This is a genomic window from Oscillatoria sp. HE19RPO (assembly GCF_024220515.1).
Lineage (GTDB): Bacteria > Cyanobacteriota > Cyanobacteriia > Cyanobacteriales > Laspinemataceae > Laspinema.
This window is the reverse complement of sequence record NZ_JAMXOT010000420.1, coordinates 1-18705: the sequence shown is the minus strand read 5'-3', so window position 1 is coordinate 18705 and position 18705 is coordinate 1. Positions and strand designations below refer to the sequence as shown.

Here is an 18705-nt window from a genome sequence, read left to right as displayed (position 1 = left end):
AGCGGCCCGAGATGGCGATCGCATCACCCGCAGGGAAGTGCGCCAACTCTCGGACGAATGGACTGCCATGACGTCGGAATTGCTGCCGGAAGAGGTGAAAGAAAAGGCCACTGCCGGTTCTCTTCCCCCCCGTTATCTCGCGCCATTGGTCCGGGAAATGGAGAAACTCCCCCCCACCCACCAGGTTTCCATCCGGGAGGAAGCGGCGATCAATCCTGATGTGGATACGGTGAAACAACTGACTTCCGATGCGCGGAGTTTGTCTAAATATTTAGATGCAGCGGCCCAGGTGCAGGCGATCGCCGCTAGTTCCATTGATGTAGAAATGGCCTTAGAAGAAGCACTCCGCATGGGTTGTCTCAACACAGCGGCAGATTTGGTCAAACAAGCGTCCCAAATTGAACAAACCGTTGCCAAACTTTATACCACATGGCGACGTTTGGGCAGTCTGACCGATCGCCTCTATGTGGATACAGGAGCCAGCACCCCCCATTTGCGGATGCTGTTGACCTGTTTGGACCGATTAGCCGGTCAAGTGATTGAGGTGCCCCTGGGGGATGAAGGCGATCGCACGATTCGCTTGCAAATCCTCAGCGATTCTCAGGCTGAGTAATACCAAATCCGGTTGGTAAAAGTCGGTTTTCTGAATGACGCCGCGCAGCAGAGGCTCCGTCCGTATAGCCCCACCCTTTCCTAGTGGAACGCTGCGCGATGATTTGTAGGGGCGAAACGAGAAGCGCCTGTCCAAGAAATAACGTTTTTTCGTCATCAAATTTACCGCTTGTAGGGGCGAAACGAGAAGCGCCTGTCCAAGAAATAACGTTTTTTCGTCATCAAATTTACCGCTTGTAGGGGCGAAACGAGAAGCGCCTGTCCAAGAAATAACATTTTTTCGTCATTAAATTTACCACCTTGATAGGGTTAGGATTAAAGACACCATAAACCCCACGTCTTCAGGCCATTGGGCTGAAGAGGTTTTGATGGGTTAATTCTTGCTACAGGGCAGTTTCTAAAATTTCACCTCCAAAGGACCAGCCTTGGTTTCGTCACCCAAGATTTCGGAACTGAATGAGGGATTTCCTGACCCTTGAACCGAATTTTCTTCCCCTTGATTCTCTGAATTTTTCTCAGCAAAAATCCGTAAATTTGATTAAATTGATTTCGATCTTAAACCGTTGGTTACATCCTGAATTGGGTTAGGTGAGTTCAAGTTTTGGTTGCTGATGGAATGACTCTCACCAGCCAAGAGAACGGTTAATCTAACTTTCCTTTGAAGGCTGCCAACCTACTGGATGAGCAGGAATTTTTTCTTAAAAATAGAGGGGTTTACCCGGGGTAAGCGGGAGGGTAACCCAGGGGGTCAACGGGAAAAATCAGTAATTTTACCAAGGAGCAAGTTGACCTTTAAAATTATCTTCAACTTAGTCACTTCAAACCTGGACAGCAACCCGATTTGTGATATAGTGAAAAATGACGCTCCCTGGGTAAATATCCAGATAAAGCAGCCAAGGTGATGTGACCACTGATCCCTGGAAAAACCCGGTCGATATCTCCTCGTATGATCTCCCACTGTTCTCGTTGAATATCACCCTCAATGCCATGCCTCCTAATGACCCTTCTAGCTCTCTCCCCGAGCTAAAACAACAGCACGAACGCCAGCGCCTCTTGACCCAAGTGGCTTTACGAATTCGGGAATCTCTCAATGTCGATCAAATCCTGAATGCTACGGTGGTAGAAGAGGTCAGGGAGTTACCCGATAACTTTCATCAGCGAAAACATCAGCGCGATCGCCGGATACAGGGCTGGGGAATTTCTGTCTAATCCGGATTTCTGGGTTGATTTAATTCATCCTGAAGATCGCGAACGGGCGATCTCAGGACTGATTGAGGTGGGCGATCGGGGTTATGTCTACCGGGAATATCGCCTGCGCCATATCTCAGGAATGTACTTGTGGATTCGAGATGATATGAAACTGATGCGGGATGAGAATAATCTTAGAGTAGAAATTGTCGGGTCCTGGAGCGACATTAGTGAGCGCAAACTCGCATAACAAGCCCTGCACCAAAGTCAAGATCGGTATAGTTCTTTGGTGGCCAATATTCCCGGTGCGGTTTATCGCAAACTCTGTTTGTTAGATCGCTGGACGATGGAATTAATTGGGGAAGAAATTCAAGCCATTTCCGGTTATCCCGCAGCGGATTTTATCTTCAATCATCGTCGCCGTTATACCAGCATTATCCATCCCGACGATCTCCCCCGGGTGGAAAATCTTCTCGCCCGGTTATCCACCGCAGATGCAGCCTTTGAAATAGAATATCGGATAGTGCATCGTGATGGCAATCCGCGATGGATCTGTGAACGGGGGAAAGTGATTTTCAGCGAACAGGGTGAGCCCTTGTGGGTGGATGGGGTACTCTTTGATATCACTGCACGCACACAAGTAGAGGCTAAACTGGCCAGACGAGAACTCTATTCTAATGCTTTAGTCGCAGCGCAACGTCAGCTCTTAACCAATCCGGTGGACCCTGACTCTTACCAGAAAATTCTCAATATCCTCGGACCCCTTGCCGAAGCCAGCCGGATTTACATTTTTGAAAACCACCGGAATGCTCAATCCCAACTGTTCATGAGCCAAAAAGCCGAGTGGTGTGCTCAGAATATTCCCCCAGAAATCAATAACCCCCGCTTGCAAAATCTCTCCTACGATGAATTTTTTCCTCGCTGGGTGGAAAGTTTATCCCAGGGAAAGATTATTCAGGGGGTTGTCGCCGATTTTCCCGAGTCGGAACGGGAAATTTTAGAGCCGCAGGATATCCAGTCGATTTTAATTTTACCCTTGATTGTGAAGGGGGAATTTTTCGGGTTTATTGGGTTTGATAATTGTCAATTCCCTCGGGAATGGGATGCCTTAGAAATTGATTTGCTAAATTCCATCGCCGGGGCGATCTCCGTGGCGAAAGAGCGGCAGTTGATTCAGGAAGCCTTAGAAAGACAACTGGCTGCAGTGGAAGCCGCCACCGATGCGATCGCGATCGTTAATGAACATGATGAGTTTATTTATGTAAATTCCGCTCACCTCAAGTTATTTGAGTACGACAGTCCCCATCTCCTCCTCGGTAAAACTTGGCATGAGTTGTACAATGCCGATGAAATCGATCGCCTGAACCGAGAGGTTTTTTCCCAACTGACGACCCTAGGAAACTGGCAAGGAGAAGCAACGGCTCAAACCTTTCATGGCCGGACTTTTGCTCAAGAAATCTCCTTCACGCGAATTTCTGGTATCGGAACCATCTGCGTGGGTCGCGATATTTCTGAACGCAAACAAGCCTCTGACCAAATTAAAGCCTCTCTCAAGGAAAAAGAGGTACTGCTCAAAGAAATTCACCATCGGGTGAAAAATAACCTGCAAATTATTCAGAGTCTGTTGCGATTACAATCGAATTACACCAAAGATGCTCATGCCCTTCAGATGTTCCGAGATAGCCAGAATCGAATCCGCTCAATGGCTTTGATTCACGATTTATTGTATCGGTCTACTCAGTTATCTCGGATTGATTTTTATTGCAATATTACAGTCATCGCTGGTCCGATGAGAAAAAACTGATCCACTATCAGCGGATTAAAGATGCGGTTAAACGGATGACAAATTTATTAGATGAAGTCCTGATGATCGGGAAGGCAGAATCGGGTAAACTTCCGTTTAATCCCCAACCTTTGAATTTAGTGATATTCTGTCAAAATCTGGCGGAAGAACAGGAACTCGGGAATCGCGCCAATCATCGGATTCGTGTCACCCTTCGGGGATATTTTCCCGAGGGTTGGCGATTTGACGAAAACCTGTTACGCCACATTCTGACCAACTTACTCTCGAATGCGATTAAATATTCTCCCAATGGAGAGGATGTTGATTTTATCATAACCGGGAAAGATAATCAAGTTATTTTTGAAATCCAAGATCGCGGAATTGGCATTCCGACTCAGGAACTGAATAAATTATTTGAGTCGTTTGAGCGGGCTACTAATGTAGGGAATATTCCCGGCACCGGGTTGGGATTGGCCATTGTCAAAAAATGTGTAGATGCCCACCGGGGGAGCATTTCCGTCGAGAGTATTCAGGATGTCGGTACAACGTTTACGGTTACTCTGCCTTGCAAGTGAACTTGACCGATGGGGGGGCTGCGATCGCCTCAAATTGAATCCGGGCGTCATCCTTAGATCTCAGTCGCTGCAATGGGGCAAACTCCCAGGCCCCTTAGAGCATGACCCAAGTTGGGCACCCCGGATAACTGATTGTGACTTAATTGTGGGCAGAGTTGACCTTAATTGGCGATTCCCTGAAAAAATGGTAAAGTTATATAACGAACGGTAAAGTAAAATAAAAGACATTTAATTGGTGTTAACCAGTTGAACCTTGACCTTAAATCACAAATTAGGTCAGTTCTAGGAACGTCGGCAACCATATCATCAGGAGAAAACAGAGCTATGCCCCAGCTTGAGGCTACCAGCACCACCTTTGACTTCCAAAGCGCCAGTTATAAAGACGCTTACAGCCGAATTAACGCAATCGTTATCGAAGGCGAACAGGAGGCCAATGATAACTATATTAAACTGGCTGAAATGCTGCCGGATTCTAAAGACGAATTGATTAGCTTGGCGAAAATGGAAATCCGCCACAAGAAAGGGTTCCAAGCCTGTGGACGGAATTTAGAGGTCAAACCTGACATGGAGTTTGCCCAGGAATTTTTTTCCGGGTTGCACCAAAATTTCCAAACAGCAGCAGCCTCCGGCAATGTCGTCACCTGTTTGTTGATTCAAGCGTTGATTATCGAAAGCTTTGCGATCGCCGCATATAACATTTATATCCCCGTGGCAGACCCCTTTGCACGGAAAATTACCGAAGGCGTCGTCAAAGACGAATACAGCCACCTCAATTTTGGGGAAAAATGGCTGCAAGCTCATTTTGAAGACTCTAAAACCGAACTCGAACAAGCCAACCGCCAGAACCTCCCCATCGTCTGGAAGATGCTCAACCAGGTGGACAAGGATGCTAAGGTCTTGGGAATGGAAAAAGAAGCCCTGGTGGAAGACTTTATGATCGCTTACGGCGAAGCCCTCAGCACCATTGGATTTACGACTCGCGATATCATGCGGATGTCGGCTTACGGACTCACCGGAGCCTAAATTCAACCCTTCAACCCACTGGCGATCGCCCTCGATAGAAGTCAATTTTTGCTTCCGTCGGGGGTGACCCTATAATGGGGGTCGCAGCGGACACCTCTGCCAAATCTGCCTAGTCCAACCCCGAACTCCCAGATCTTCCTCCCCGTCACCATCCCGCCTCAAAATTGGTAAAACCCTGACAAACGAGGACCGTTTTGGCAGCAGTTCAGGATTTTTTGATTAGCCCTGTCTAGGTGTATTGATACCAAATCCGGTTGTTAAAAGTCGGTTTTCTTTCTGACGCCGCTCCGGCACCGCTTCGTCCGCAAACGCCCCACCGTTGACGGGTGCGGGTTTTTACAGACCTTTGACAACCGGATTCCGTATGATTTGTCGGAGTAAATGCTTGCGCCCTTGGGGCGCTTCGAGAAGCGCCCCTACAAGAAACAATGATTTTTCGTCATCAAATTTACCTCTTGTAGGGGCGCTTCTCGAAGCGCCCCTACAAGAAATAACGATTTTTCGTGATTAAATTTACCACCTTGACAGGGCTAGGATTTTTTGATGCATCCCACCCCAGGGAATCAGACAAGGCTACCGGGACTCCCGTGCAGTCTTGGTGTACTATTTAAAGATATTCTTAACGAATCTTTTCCTTTAACCCTACTGCGCCTGATTCAAAGGCTACCCTAAAACGCTTAATGTTTGGTCTCATCGGTCACCTTACCAGTTTGGCTCACGCCCAGTCTGTTGCTAGAGATCTGGGTTACCCGGAATATGCCGATCAAGGGTTGGATTTCTGGTGTTCCGCCCCACCTCAGATAGTCGATAACATCACTGTTACCAGTGCCACCGGCCAGACTATTGAAGGACGGTATGTGGAATCCTGCTTTCTGCCAGAAATGCTCGCCTCCCGGCGCATCAAGGCGGCAACGCGGAAAATCCTTAACGCGATGGCTCACGCCCAAAAACATGGCATTAACATCACGGCACTCGGGGGTTTTTCCTCAATTATCTTTGAAAACTTTAACTTGCAGCAATTCGAGCAAGTTCGCAATATCAAGCTAGAGTTTGAACGCTTTACCACCGGAAACACCCATACCGCCTATATTATCTGTCAGCAGGTAGAACAGGCATCAAAACAGCTTGGCATCAACTTGTCGAAGGCAACCGTCGCCGTTTGTGGAGCCACCGGGGATATCGGGAGTGCCGTCTGTCGCTGGTTGAACAGTCGAACGGATGTTGCAGAACTCCTGCTGATTGCCCGCGATCGCGAACGCTTGCGCCTGTTGCAAGAAGATTTAGGACGCGGCAAAATTATGGGCTTGGAAGAAGCACTCCCCCAAGCCGATATTGTCGTCTGGGTCGCCAGTATGCCCAAAGGGGTTGAAATTGATGCCAATTCCTTAAAGCATCCTTGTCTGCTCATTGATGGCGGGTATCCCAAAAACCTGGAAACTAAGTTTCAACACCCGGAGGTTTCTGTCCTTAAAGGCGGGATTGTCGAACATACCCTAGACATCGATTGGCGAATTATGCAAATCGTCAGTATGGATGTCCCCGCACGTCAGCTTTTTGCTTGCTTTGCCGAGTCAATGCTCCTGGAATTTGAAAAAATCTATACGAATTTCTCCTGGGGACGTAATCAAATTTCGGTGCAGAAAATGGCAATGATTGGCGAATGGTCGATTAAGCATGGCTTTCAACCCCTACTGCTTGAGCCTCGTTAGTCTCTAGGTTGGGAAGAGGGAGGATGGAAAGGCTGTTTGTAGTAACGACTTCAGTCGTTTCCACCTCCCGTCTCTCCCCCATCCCCCCCATCCCCGGTTTCTCCCCCACCTCCCCCATCTCTCTACCTCTTCACCTGTTATGGCAACTCCCGAACGCAGAACTTTCCTTTTAGATTTTGAAAAGCCCCTAGCCGAACTGGAAGGGCGGATTCAACAAATCCGAGAACTCGCCGAAGAAAATGGGGTGGATGTCTCGGAGGAAATCCGCCAGTTGGAAGCGCGCGCGAACCAACTGCGCCAGGAAATTTTTTCCACGTTAACGCCGTATCAGCGGTTGCAGTTAGCCCGTCATCCTCGGAGGCCCAGTACCTTAGATTACATTCAAGCGATTACCGATGAATGGATGGAACTGCATGGCGATCGCGGGGGATATGATGACCCGGCTTTAGTCGGTGGAATGGCCCGGATTGGGGGCATCCCAGCGGTCATTCTCGGTCATCAGAAAGGTCGGGATACCAAAGATAATGTCACGCGCAATTTTGGGATGGCGTCCCCTGGGGGTTATCGCAAGGCGATGCGGTTAATGGATCATGCGAACCGCTTTGGAATGCCGATTTTTACCTTTATTGATACTCCCGGCGCTTGGGCGGGGGTAGAGGCAGAACATCAGGGTCAGGGAGAGGCGATCGCCTATAATCTGCGGGAAATGTTCCGTCTGGATGTGCCGATTATTTCGACCGTAATTGGAGAAGGCGGTTCCGGTGGGGCGTTGGGGATTGGGGTAGGCGATCGCCTCCTGATGTTTGAACACGCGGTTTACACCGTCGCCACTCCTGAAGCTTGTGCCGCCATTCTCTGGAAAGATGCATCCAAGGCTCCTCGCGCTGCTGAAGCCCTGAAAATTACCTCCTGGGATTTAAAAAACCTGGGGATTCTCGACGAAATCCTGCCCGAACCCTTGGGGGGCGCTCATTCCAATCCCCTTCAGGCCGCTTCCAGTCTCAAGGAAGCGTTATTAAAGAATTTAGACGAATTGTCTACGTTAACCAGCCAGGAACGCCGGGAACTGCGCTATCAGAAGTTTCGCCGGATTGGGGTATTTGCGGAAGTACCGGCCTAAGTGGGTGCGATGGGTGGGGTTGAGAGGGCTGCGGTTTACCATTTGTTTTTCTAAGCCGGATCAATCAGTTGACTCTATATGGGTCTGGGGCGATCGCCCGAAATATTCCCAATATAGAACCCCTGACCTGGACCGGGAAAGCCGGTCAATCCTTGACCCTGAGTCATTTTTCAGCGACCCTCTGACCCACGCACAGACCCGGTGCGATCGCCCCAACAGGACGGCTTGCTAATCCTGAATTTCCAGAGTAAAAGAATTGGGGCGAGATCAAAAAACCATCCCATTGGATGATATACTTTTAATCAGTAACAAAACTTTACGTTTAGCGAGTCTTCTGAGCCAGCTCTTATTTTTAGATGGGGTTGCTCTACGCTCTCAAGCTCATCCAACTGGACTAAAGTTCACTTAAACTCTAGTCCACAACGTAAAATTGTGTTACAATTTCAAGGGTTATTAAATTCTTGAATCAGCGAAAACTCTCGCCAGACGAAGAACTAAAAGCTATTAAATTTATAGCTGGTCGTAAGTTAAGCGACATTAAATAATTGACTAAGTGAAGTCATACCAAATCCAGTTGTCTCAAGTCAAGTTTTTCAATAAGCCGTCTTCTGAGGCAGGCTACCCTACTCTAAGCAGTTGGCGGGTCTACGTCCTGTGAGCCTCCACCCTCATAGGGTGTTCTTTAAAGCCAATTTAAGAGTAGCGGATGTGGTATAAAAGTGCGAAGAAAGTAGACAAGTAAAGTCTCCAAACCAAAGTCAACAAAGCGTCTTGTGTTTAAGCAAGACTGTGCTTCTCATCTGCCTTCACCCTCGTTGGTGATGTCATACTATTCTTGGAAATGTTCAGTGATGAGCAGATTTTATCAGGTTAAATGTTGCAGTTGAAGTATCTGTAAACCTCTCTCACTCTCATACATCTTTTATGACTATTGCTGCTTCCCACGGATCCCAATCACCCCAGACTGGAAATGGTACTAAATCAGCCCAAACCTCAGACAAAACCCCCCGCATTGAGACGCGACCCGATCGCAATACCTTAAATGGTGCTCAACCCAATATTCATCAACCCCCGGCAGAAAGCGCCGATCGGATGAAGGATGCGTTCCGCGAAGTCCTCCTCGGGGTTGGGGAAGATCCAGAACGGGAAGGGTTGCTCAAGACCCCCAAACGTGCGGCGGATGCCATGCGTTTTCTAACGAGTGGTTACAATCAATCGTTAGAAGAATTGTTGAATGGAGCCATCTTTGACGAAGGGCATAACGAGATGGTACTGGTGCGAGACATCAATTTCTTCAGCCTCTGCGAGCACCATATGCTCCCGTTTATGGGCCGCGCCCATGTTGCCTATATCCCCAATGAAAAAGTTGTGGGATTGAGCAAATTAGCCCGGATTGTCGAGATGTACAGCCGCCGACTCCAAGTGCAAGAGCGCCTCACCCGCCAAGTCGCTGAAGCCATTCAAAGCATTTTAGAACCGAAAGGGGTGGCAGTAGTCATGGAAGCGACTCATATGTGCATGGTGATGCGAGGTGTCCAAAAACCCGGTTCCTGGACGGTCACCAGTGCGATGGTCGGTCAGTTTCAGGAAGAGCAGAAGACTCGGGAAGAGTTTCTCAACCTGATTCGTCATCAACCCTCTTTCTTCTAAATCTTTTAAAGAAAGGATTATACAGGGTAATGGCTGAGTTGTCAAGCGGGTTCCGATAGGCAATTAACGGACAATTGGAGCTTGAAGAACAATTCAGCAACTTTGGCGAGGTCCTTGTCCCCCGGCGATCGCTCTACTCCACTGGAGAGGTCGATACCGGGGGGTTTGACTTGGGCGATCGCCCCTTGAATATTCTCCGGGGTGAGTCCCCCAGCCAACAGCCAAGGGCAACCGGGGTTAAACTGTTGCAACAGATTCCAGTCCAGGGTTTGTCCCGTTCCCCCCAACAGTCCGGGATGGTAGGCATCCAGCAGCAATGTATCCACCACCGGGAGATAATCCCTCGCTTGCTCCAAATCTGTTGCCGCTTTGACGCGGATGGCTTTGAGAATTTCCACCCCTGCGGGTAGCTGTTGTCGCAGGCGATCGCAAAATTCCAGGGATTCCCCGCCATGCAGTTGCACCCCTGTTAATCCTCCCACTTTAACCACTTGACAAATTATCTCAGGTGTGGTACTTGCAAACACTCCAATCAAATCCACCGGCATCCCTTCCAGACCCTGAACCACCTGCTGAATCTGTAAATCCGTCACATAGCGAGGGGAAGTCGGTACACAGATGAAACCCAGGGCCGTAGCCCCCAACTTGGCGATCGCCACCCCCTGCTCGGGTTTCGTAATTCCGCAAATTTTAACGCGCATCCCAGGTCATTCTCCTGCAAATTATGACAATTTGTTTCAAAAGTGTAAGCTTTTGTAAAGGATTAATACAAAATTTTCTTTTTTGCCGATAAATTCTTATAATTCCAGTCATTGAACAGATTTATCCACAAAGGAGATACAAACTTGCTTTACACAACCTTACTCGCCGTTGCTTCAAACGTACCCCCAACCGCCAACTGGTCTCCCAGCGTTGGACTGGTGATGATTCTGGCGAATCTATTTGCCATCATCATTGGCTACCGAGCCATCCAGAATCCGGGCAAAGGGCCAGGTTTGCCCGTGGGAATGCCTCCAGTTCTTAAGAAATTTGGTTTTCCTGAACTGTTGGCAACCCTCAGCTTCGGTCATCTGATAGGGACCGGATTGATCTTAGGTTTAAGCAATGCGGGTGTTCTGTAAGAAAATTGATCGGTAAAACTGGGATGGCTTAGGGCAGCCCAGAACCGCATCAAATTCAGCGATCGCCCCAGCGCAAACCCAGGGATGACCTGGGGTCTAGGTGGGGCGATCGTCCTGTTTTTGCTCTAAACCTGTGGCCAGTCTTAGGGCGTCCCTGTGCTTTCTCGAATCCAGATTGAGGCGATCGCACCGGGAAAAATTGAATTTATAGCGCCTCTGGTAAGAATTGCACAACTGAAAAGTTGTTAGGGTTCCCCAACGGTTCCATTCCTCTGCAATCAACCCCCTAACATCCCTGGAACTCCTGGAAACAACTCCTAGAGGATTGTTTCTGCTTTCCTTACAAAAATTATCGTTCATCTCCCTAAAAACTGAGCGATCTTTTCCAAAAAATTAGAAAAGAATCGCGCCCTCGATTTTTCCAGCCTTTCCCCTGCAACTCCTCCACTTTATCCCCCTCCAACCCGTCAGTTGCGTCCTGAAACTTAGTAGAATAGAAAAAAGCCGGATTGAATTCTCAAGATTGGCTAGATCTCGATGTGCCGGTTCAAGGCAAACGACATCACTAAAAATTAAGGAAAATTTTATGCAATCGGGTTGGCGAATAGGGATGGTATTTGGCATCCCGCTTTATATAGATTATTCATGGTTGATTATCCTCTCTTTAGTCACGGTATTAAATGCGGGGCAGTATGCAGAACAACAACAATGGGAGCCAGCGATCGCCTGGGCAACTGGGTTAGGATTAGCCCTCCTGCTGTTTGCCTCTGTATTACTCCATGAACTCGGGCACAGTTTAGTGGCTCAATCTCAAGGAATCAAAGTGAACTCGATTACCCTGTTTATTTTTGGAGGGGTCGCCTCCATCGAACAGGAATCCAAAACCCCAGAAGAAGCCTTTCAAGTGGCGATCGCCGGACCTGTCGTGAGTTTCACCTTATTTGGCCTCCTCGGACTCATCGCTGGACTGGTACCCGGGACCTCACCCGTCGCCGTCGTCGCCCGGGATTTATCCGCGATTAACCTTGTCTTGGCATTATTTAACCTGATTCCCGGACTCCCCCTCGATGGCGGGCAAATTTTAAAAGCGATTATCTGGAAAATCAGTGGGAACCGCTTTCAAGCCGTGCATTGGGCAGCCCAGGCGGGAAAAACCCTCGGGTTTACGGCGATCGCCCTGGGATTGTCCGTCTTGTTACTCGCCAATAGCTTCGGGGGCATTTGGATTGCCTTAATTGGCTGGTTTGCCGTCCGCAACGCCAACGCCTACGATCGCCTCGCCACCTTACAACAGGCTCTACTCCAACTCCAAGCTCAAGACGCCATGACCCGTCACTTTCGGGTCGTCGATGCCAAAATGACCTTAAATGAATTTGCCGGGGACTACCTGCAAGCCGAACAGCGTTACGCCGCCTATTTTGCCGCCTCCGATGGCCGCTATCGAGGCATGATTTCTTTAGAAGATTTACGCTCAATCGAACGCAGTCAGTGGCAAACTCAAACCTTGTTAGAAATTGTACATCCCCTGTCTGAGATTATTACGGTACAGGAAAATAGCACCTTGGTCGAGGTGATTAATCGGATGGAAATCGATAATTTACCTTATATTACTGTGCTTTCCCCAGCCGGTGCCGTCTCCGGAATTATCGATCGCGGGGATATCGTCGCTACCGTTGGGAAAAAATTGAATTTACCCATTCAGCGCGAACAAATTCAGCAAATTAAAGAAGAGGGAAGTTATCCCCCCGGATTTGGGATTGCTGCGATCGCCAAAGCCACCGCTAACTCCTTTACTGACAAAGAAATACACCATCTCAGAAAGTAAGTTAATTCTCTGTTCTGGGTCTTGTTTTTTGTCAATTTGACGATTAAAAAAATTGAGACTTGATCCAGGGAGTACAAGCACTTCTGCATGATGTCCCCGGGTTTAGCGCATTTTAGGAACGGCGATCGCAGATTCAGTCTATTTGCGCTTTTTTTTCTTGCTCTTTTTCTTTGAGGTCTTTTTAATAGAAGAGGAAAACCCCTTAGAGGGTTGAGCCTCACCTTGATTGTTAAACCATTCCATCATCTCTTCGTAAACCTTAGCTTTACGGATGTTTTCCGGGTTTTTTCGGGGTCCCAAACCCAGTTGGAACTGGACCTCATCCCAGTCACCCACAACCAACTCATCGACGCAATCTGCCGCAAAAGCACTTTGAATTACCGGCGCTGATTCTACTGCCTTTAACTTGACTAACTCCAGAAGTAAAAAACCATTAAAGGTCGCGTCATTCTCCTGAAATTTTGCCAGTTTTTCCGTAATGATTTTGACACATTCATCTCGACTATCTGGATGCTCTGTGCCGATCGCCCGTAAACCAGAGGCGGCGACTGACAGGTGATATATATTCGGCCCTTCCTTGTCTAAATAGGCTGCTAGACTGGGAATCGCTGCCGGACCAATTTGGCCAAAAACGATGGGCATTTCGGTACTGGTCCAATCGATATCTTCCAGTTCATCAAAGATGGAAATCAAGGGGTCGATCGCCTCCTCTGCTCGTAATTCACCCAGGGCTCGCCATGCATGAATCGGTCCCCATATTTCCAGACCCTCTGAATCTCCCCAGTTTAATTCTTCATCAACAGCCATGCGGATCAATTCCGGAATATCTTCCGCTGTAAACCCAAATTTTTCAATATAATTGGTCTTCTCTTTAATTTTTCTACAATCCCCGAAGGTGAGCAATTGGTTAACGGGATGTGAATAGGTTTCTACTGTCATGTGTTTTCTCCTGGACGATTGAGTTAACTGGCAATTATAATACAGGTTAGGTGCTTTCCCGTAAAAAATACTGCCCGATACCCCCGGTTTCCCAGTTTCGATGAGTGTCATGTTAGAAACTTTGGAAACAATCGAAGCGCGATCGCAACTTGAAATTCTCAGGGATTTGCTTGCCATTGTCCCCAATTTTACCCGGCAGGATGATGGGTTATTTGGGGTCAAAGGATAACTTAAATGGATCTCCCGATTGAGTGAATCAAAGTTGGCGATCGCCCATTCAGTCTATTTGCCCTTTTTCTTCTTGCTCTTTTTCTTTGAGGTCTTTTTAATAGAGGAGGAAAACCCTTTAGCGGGTTGATCGCGAGCATCATTTCGATTTTTCAAATATTCCATTATCCTTTGCTCTATCTCAGCTTGATAGATGTTTTGCCTGGTTTTCCGGGGTCCTAACCCCAGTAGGAACTGGACCTCATCCCAGTCGCCCACAACCATCTCATCCACGCAATCCACAACAAAAGCAGTTTGAATCAGCGAGGCTGATTCTACTGCATCTAAATCAATTAAATTTGATACTAAATACCCATTTAAAGTCGGGTTATTTTCCTCAAATTTTGCCAGTCTTTTTGTCAAAATTTTGACACATTCATCCCGAAAATCGGGATATTCTGTGCCGATCTCGGTTAAGGAAGACCCAGCGATTTCTAGGTGAGATTCATCCAGCCCGGGCTTGTCTAAATATGCCGATAGACTGGGAATCGCTGCCGGACCAATTTGTTTAAAAACGGGCGGCATTTCGCTACTGGTCCAATCAATATCCTCTATTTCATCAAATAGGGAAATCAAGGGGTCGATCGCCTCCTCTGCTCTTAATTGACCCAGCGATCGCCATGCATGAACCGGGGCCCATACTTCTAAAGTATCTGACTCCGCCCAGTTTAATTCTTCATCAACGGCCATGCGGATCAATTCCGGAATATGTTCCGGTGTAAACCCAAATTTTTTGAGATAATTGGTATCATACTTAATTTTAAAACAATCCCCGAAAGTGAGCAATTGATTGACTGGAGGTGAATAGGTTTCTAAGGTCATCTTTTTTTGTTTTTGACTGAATTTATTTAAAATGATACTACATAATTTGTTTTTAGAAAAACAAATTATGGAGAAAAGCTGATATTTCAATGGCGGTTTCAGCTATCATCCTGTCAACGCAAGGCTAGAAACCCGGTTTCTGAAAACCGAGTTTCTGAACAGGTTACCCTTGAGAAATGGCTGCTTCCGGTAGCGCCCCTTGCATCCGTCCTAACCAATCAATCAGGGTTTCTAATTGATACTCGGCCCGCATGATGCCAATGCCGCGAACGGTAACTTTACCGGGTCTGTAAACAAACTTTTCTTGGACATTTGACGGCAGATTTTGGGCGAGTAAGTTCCAGGCGGGTTCCTCCATTGGGGTTTCTAAAACGATGTTTTGAGTGCCTTCCGGCTTGATTCTTGAGAATCCTAAAGGTTTGGCGATTTGTTTGAGTTTCATGACTTGCATGAGTTGATTGACGGGTTTGGGAATCGGTCCGTAGCGATCGCGCCAATCTGCTTCGATTTCTGCCAGTTCTTTCTCCGAGGTTGCCAAGGCCACGGACCGATAAGCACTCATCTTTTGGTCCAAATCTACAATATAATCCCCTGGAATAAACGCGGTCAAGGTGAGGTCGATTTGCGTCTCTTCTACGGTGGGAATTTCTTGGCCGCGAATCTCTCGAATTGCTTCCTCTAACATTTCCATATAGAGGTCAAACCCGATCGCATCCAATTGTCCAGACTGTTCCGCCCCTAACAAATTACCCACGCCTCGGATTTCCATATCCCGCATGGCGAGTTGATATCCTGACCCTAATTGAGCAAACTCTTTAATCGCCCTTAATCGTTTCCTTGCTTCATCAGTTAATCGGCCACTTTTAGGGTAAAATAACCAGGCATGAGCTTGAATTCCCGACCGTCCCACTCGTCCCCTTAATTGATACAATTGGGACAATCCGAAGCGGTGAGCATCTTCAATTAAAATCGTATTCACCCGAGGAATATCTAACCCGGATTCGATAATTGTGGTACAGACTAAAATATCCGCTTCCCCCGAACTAAAGGCAATGGTAATCGCTTCCAATTCTGAAGGGTTCATTTGACCGTGGGCGATCGCCACCCGGGCACTGGGAACCATCTGTTGCAATGCCGCCCCCACTTCCTCAATGCCTTCCACCCGAGGCACCACATAAAACACCTGTCCCCCTCGGTCCAACTCCTGGCGAATCGCCGATCTCGCCGTTTCCAGGTCGTATGGGGCCAAGTGAGTCTGAATCGGACGACGTGAGGGCGGAGGTGTGGCAATCAAACTCATCTCTCGCACACCCGATAAAGACATATACAATGTACGAGGAATAGGCGTTGCCGTTAACGTCAGCACATCCACTTGAGTTTTCAATGCCTTGATTTTTTCCTTCTGATTCACCCCAAACCGTTGTTCTTCATCCACCACTAACAGTCCCAAATCTCGGAACTGAATTGATTTACTCAAAACCGAATGAGTTCCCACAACTAAATCTAATTCCCCTGTAGCAAGGCGATTTTGAATATCTTGGCGTTCTGCTTGACTGCGGAACCGATTCAGTAATCCAATTTGAATTGGATAGGGAGCAAATCGTTCTTTAATGGTGTGATAATGTTGTTGGGTTAAAATAGTCGTCGGTGCCAACAAGGCCACCTGTTTTCCGGCAGTAATTGCTTTAAAAATGGCCCGGATTGCCACTTCAGTTTTACCAAATCCCACATCCCCACAGACTAAGCGGTCCATTGGGCGCTCACTTTCCATATCCCGCTTCACATCGTGAGTCGCCTTCAACTGATCCGGCGTCGGTTGATAGGAAAATGAATCTTCTAATTCTTGCTGCCAAGGCATATCCGGAGGATAGGCAAACCCTTGTTGATCCGATCGCTTGGCATATAAATTCAACAAATCCACCGCCAGTTTTTTCACTGCTTTGCGGACTTTGTTGCGGGTTGTTTCCCAGGATTTGCTGGTGAGTTTATTCAGTTCTGGCCTTTTCCCCCCAGTGGTCCGGAAGCGGGAAAGAGATTCCAGTTGGTCTACAGGAACGCGCAGAATTCCATCGCTATATTTAACAACTAAATATTCCCGGTTTTGGAGTTTTTCCAGTTTGATAAATTGGCCGACACCATGATGGCGATGGACGACAAAATCCCCTTGACGCAGTTTATTCGGGTCTACCTGTTTAGAAGCGGCGCGCCGACGTTTACGGACGTAGGTGGGAGTCGCGAGGGTATGTTGTCCATAAAATTCGCGATCGGTGATAATCACAATTCTAAAGGCGGACAAAATAAACCCTTCGAGTTCCGCGAGTCCACTATATTTCAGGGCAACGGGAATATGTTGGACTTGCAGTTTCTCGATCGCCCGATAGTCCCGATGATTGGGAATAAATTGGGCGGGACAGTCATGTTCTTGCAACAGAGAGACCGATCGACTCGGTTGCGCGGAAATTAGAAAGACATTAAACCGGCGATCGCGTTCTTCTCGTAACAGTTCGGCCAGTTTGGCAAACTGGTGAGGTAACACCGGAACTGGACGACTATCTAAATCAAAGCTAATTTGGGGACCCTCGGTTTTGCGGTGAATCACCAATTCCGAGAGGGAAATCCGGTCAAAGGATTCGGCAGTGGCAAGGGAGTCGCTAAAGTTGCGGTGCACCCGAGACAGGGGAATGGGTTTTGAGGGGAGGGTTCGGAAATGTTCTTCGACTTGTTCCGCCCAGCGATCGCCATGTGCACTACAGCGATCGGGTTCATCGATCGCCACAATGGTATCCGGGGACAGATAGTCCAGCAAGGAGGCCGGATGTTCAAAGGCCACCCCGAGAAACCGATGCAGGGAGGGAGTTTCGGGGGATTCTTCCAGTTCTAACTCTTTCGAGATAGCTGTACCTGCGCTGCTGAATGCTTCCGGGAGATGGGCCTGAATCAGGGGACTGAAGGAGGTAGGAGTCAGGACCAGTTGCGGGATTTTATCCAGGGAACGCTGGGTGGAGGGATCAAATTCTCGGATGTTCTCCAGTTCGTCCCCAAACCAGTCTAAGCGGACCGGGAGTTCCGCAGAAACGGGAAAAATATCCACAATATCCCCCCGGCGACTCCACTCCCCTTCGGTTTCCACAAGGGCCACGCGCTCATATCCCATGCGGGCCAGTTGTTCGTCTAGGGTTTTGGAGTTCCACTCGCTTTTGGCAGTGAGGGTGAGGCAGTAGGGTTTGAACTGATTCACCGGGGGTAAATGGGGTTGTAGCGCCCGTTCTGTCGTGACAATGGCGAGATTGTTTTCTCCCCGGACTAAATCGGCGAGGACTTGCATTTGACCCCAGGTGGTTTCTTCTTCTGGGTCAAAGAGTTCGTAGGGAGATGCTTCGGAGGTGGGGTAAAAATGCACCGTAGGCCACCCCATTGCTTCGAGTTGGGCGGCCCATCGCCCTGCTTCTTCCAGGGTGGCGGTGACAACCAATAAACTCTGGTCCCGTTTTTGAGCGATCGCCGAGGCGACCAATCCTTTCGGGAAGCGGGAGATGCCGTTGAGTTCGATATGGTGATGCCGATCGAGTTTGGTGAGGAGTTCGGTCGCTAACGGCGATCGCCCCAGGGTGCGGATGATGGAAGAACAGGCCATGACTTGTTACAAATGCGAGAGCTTGGGTGGAAAAAAAATCCCCGGATCTTTATTCTCTATTTATTTTAGAAGCCCAACGACCAACTGTGCGATCGGCCCGGATAGGGATAGTTAGACCAAATCCGTTACTGATATGTCCTCAGATTTATTATGGCAGCCTGCGTAGGCAGGCTTTGTTAGTATAGCCCCACCCTTGAGGGTGCGGGTTAAAACAGACCTATCAATACCGGATGGGGAAAGTTTGGATCGCAATTTCTAGGGCAGGGATGATTCTGCTATTGCCGAGAAATGTTAACTTAAGGGTGTTCCAACAAATAAATCATCCAAATCCCGATGGTTAAGCACCTAACAAGACTGTATTAGCCCGCGCAGGCGGGCTTTGTCCGTGTAGCCCCAGGCTTCAGCCTGCGGGTTTTTTGGGGATTTTATTTTTTGGA

General features: G+C 48.2%; 15 protein-coding genes and 1 pseudogene. 11 read left to right on the top strand and 5 right to left on the bottom strand.

Going from position 1 to position 18705, the window contains the following annotated elements; all coding sequences use genetic code 11:
- The 9 genes and pseudogenes from NG833_RS28505 to folE form a co-directional block, all read left to right on the top strand.
- Positions 1-613, top strand: a pseudogene (locus NG833_RS28505) (hypothetical protein); the annotation flags it as partial.
- Positions 614-1599: 986 nt separating this feature from the next.
- Positions 1600-1821 (top strand): hypothetical protein, encoded by a 222-nt coding sequence (locus NG833_RS28500; RefSeq protein WP_254568645.1) that lies wholly within the window; start codon positions 1600-1602, stop codon positions 1819-1821.
- Positions 1757-2050 carry a PAS domain-containing protein gene (locus NG833_RS28495; RefSeq protein WP_309143891.1) on the top strand — a complete coding sequence of 98 codons (294 nt, stop codon included), beginning with the start codon at positions 1757-1759 and terminating at the stop codon, positions 2048-2050. Before NG833_RS28500 ends, NG833_RS28495 begins: the two co-directional genes overlap by 65 nt.
- 39 nt (positions 2051-2089) lie before the next feature.
- Complete coding sequence (locus NG833_RS28490; protein ID WP_254568646.1) at positions 2090-3604, top strand: histidine kinase dimerization/phosphoacceptor domain -containing protein; 1515 nt, start codon at positions 2090-2092, stop codon at positions 3602-3604.
- Positions 3562-4158, top strand: a complete 597-nt coding sequence (locus tag NG833_RS28485) for a sensor histidine kinase KdpD (protein WP_254568644.1) — start codon at positions 3562-3564, stop codon at positions 4156-4158. Before NG833_RS28490 ends, NG833_RS28485 begins: the two co-directional genes overlap by 43 nt.
- Positions 4159-4482: 324 nt before the next feature.
- Positions 4483-5181, top strand: coding sequence for an aldehyde oxygenase (deformylating) (locus NG833_RS28480; RefSeq protein ID WP_254568643.1), 699 nt, complete (start codon positions 4483-4485; stop codon positions 5179-5181).
- A 680-nt stretch (positions 5182-5861) separates the two neighbouring features.
- Positions 5862-6890, top strand: a complete 1029-nt coding sequence (locus NG833_RS28475) for a long-chain acyl-[acyl-carrier-protein] reductase (RefSeq protein ID WP_254568642.1) — start codon at positions 5862-5864, stop codon at positions 6888-6890.
- A 139-nt stretch (positions 6891-7029) separates the two neighbouring features.
- Complete coding sequence (gene accA, locus NG833_RS28470; protein WP_254568641.1) at positions 7030-8010, top strand: acetyl-CoA carboxylase carboxyl transferase subunit alpha; 981 nt, start codon at positions 7030-7032, stop codon at positions 8008-8010.
- Positions 8011-8934: 924 nt separating this feature from the next.
- Entirely contained in the window at positions 8935-9660 is a 726-nt protein-coding gene (gene folE, locus NG833_RS28465; RefSeq protein ID WP_254568640.1) for a GTP cyclohydrolase I FolE, read from the top strand.
- Between the two features lie 41 nt (positions 9661-9701).
- Here folE and NG833_RS28460 read toward each other — a convergent pair whose 3' ends face one another.
- Positions 9702-10361, bottom strand: a complete 660-nt coding sequence (locus NG833_RS28460) for a phosphoribosylanthranilate isomerase (protein WP_254568639.1) — start codon at positions 10359-10361, stop codon at positions 9702-9704.
- A 144-nt stretch (positions 10362-10505) separates the two neighbouring features.
- Between NG833_RS28460 and psaK the strand changes: the two genes are divergently transcribed.
- Positions 10506-10781: a photosystem I reaction center subunit PsaK gene (psaK, locus tag NG833_RS28455; protein WP_254568638.1), complete on the top strand. Its 276-nt coding sequence runs from the start codon at positions 10506-10508 to the stop codon at positions 10779-10781.
- Between the two features lie 96 nt (positions 10782-10877).
- Here the strand turns inward: psaK and NG833_RS28450 are convergent, their stop codons facing one another.
- Complete coding sequence (locus tag NG833_RS28450) at positions 10878-11063, bottom strand: hypothetical protein (RefSeq protein WP_254568637.1); 186 nt, start codon at positions 11061-11063, stop codon at positions 10878-10880.
- 304 nt (positions 11064-11367) lie between these two features.
- Between NG833_RS28450 and NG833_RS28445 the strand changes: the two genes are divergently transcribed.
- Positions 11368-12606 (top strand): site-2 protease family protein, encoded by a 1239-nt coding sequence (locus NG833_RS28445; protein ID WP_254568636.1) that lies wholly within the window; start codon positions 11368-11370, stop codon positions 12604-12606.
- Between the two features lie 138 nt (positions 12607-12744).
- Here NG833_RS28445 and NG833_RS28440 read toward each other — a convergent pair whose 3' ends face one another.
- The 3 genes from NG833_RS28440 to mfd form a co-directional block, all read right to left on the bottom strand.
- The gene (locus NG833_RS28440) at positions 12745-13545 is read right to left on the bottom strand and encodes a HEAT repeat domain-containing protein (RefSeq protein ID WP_254568635.1); all 801 of its coding nucleotides are present in this window, start codon (positions 13543-13545) and stop codon (positions 12745-12747) included.
- A gap of 282 nt (positions 13546-13827) precedes the next feature.
- A complete protein-coding gene (locus NG833_RS28435; RefSeq protein ID WP_254568634.1) occupies positions 13828-14634 on the bottom strand; it encodes a PBS lyase in 807 nt (268 codons plus the stop codon).
- A 163-nt stretch (positions 14635-14797) separates the two neighbouring features.
- Complete coding sequence (gene mfd, locus NG833_RS28430; RefSeq protein WP_254568633.1) at positions 14798-18268, bottom strand: transcription-repair coupling factor; 3471 nt, start codon at positions 18266-18268, stop codon at positions 14798-14800.
- Positions 18269-18705 lie beyond the last annotated feature (437 nt).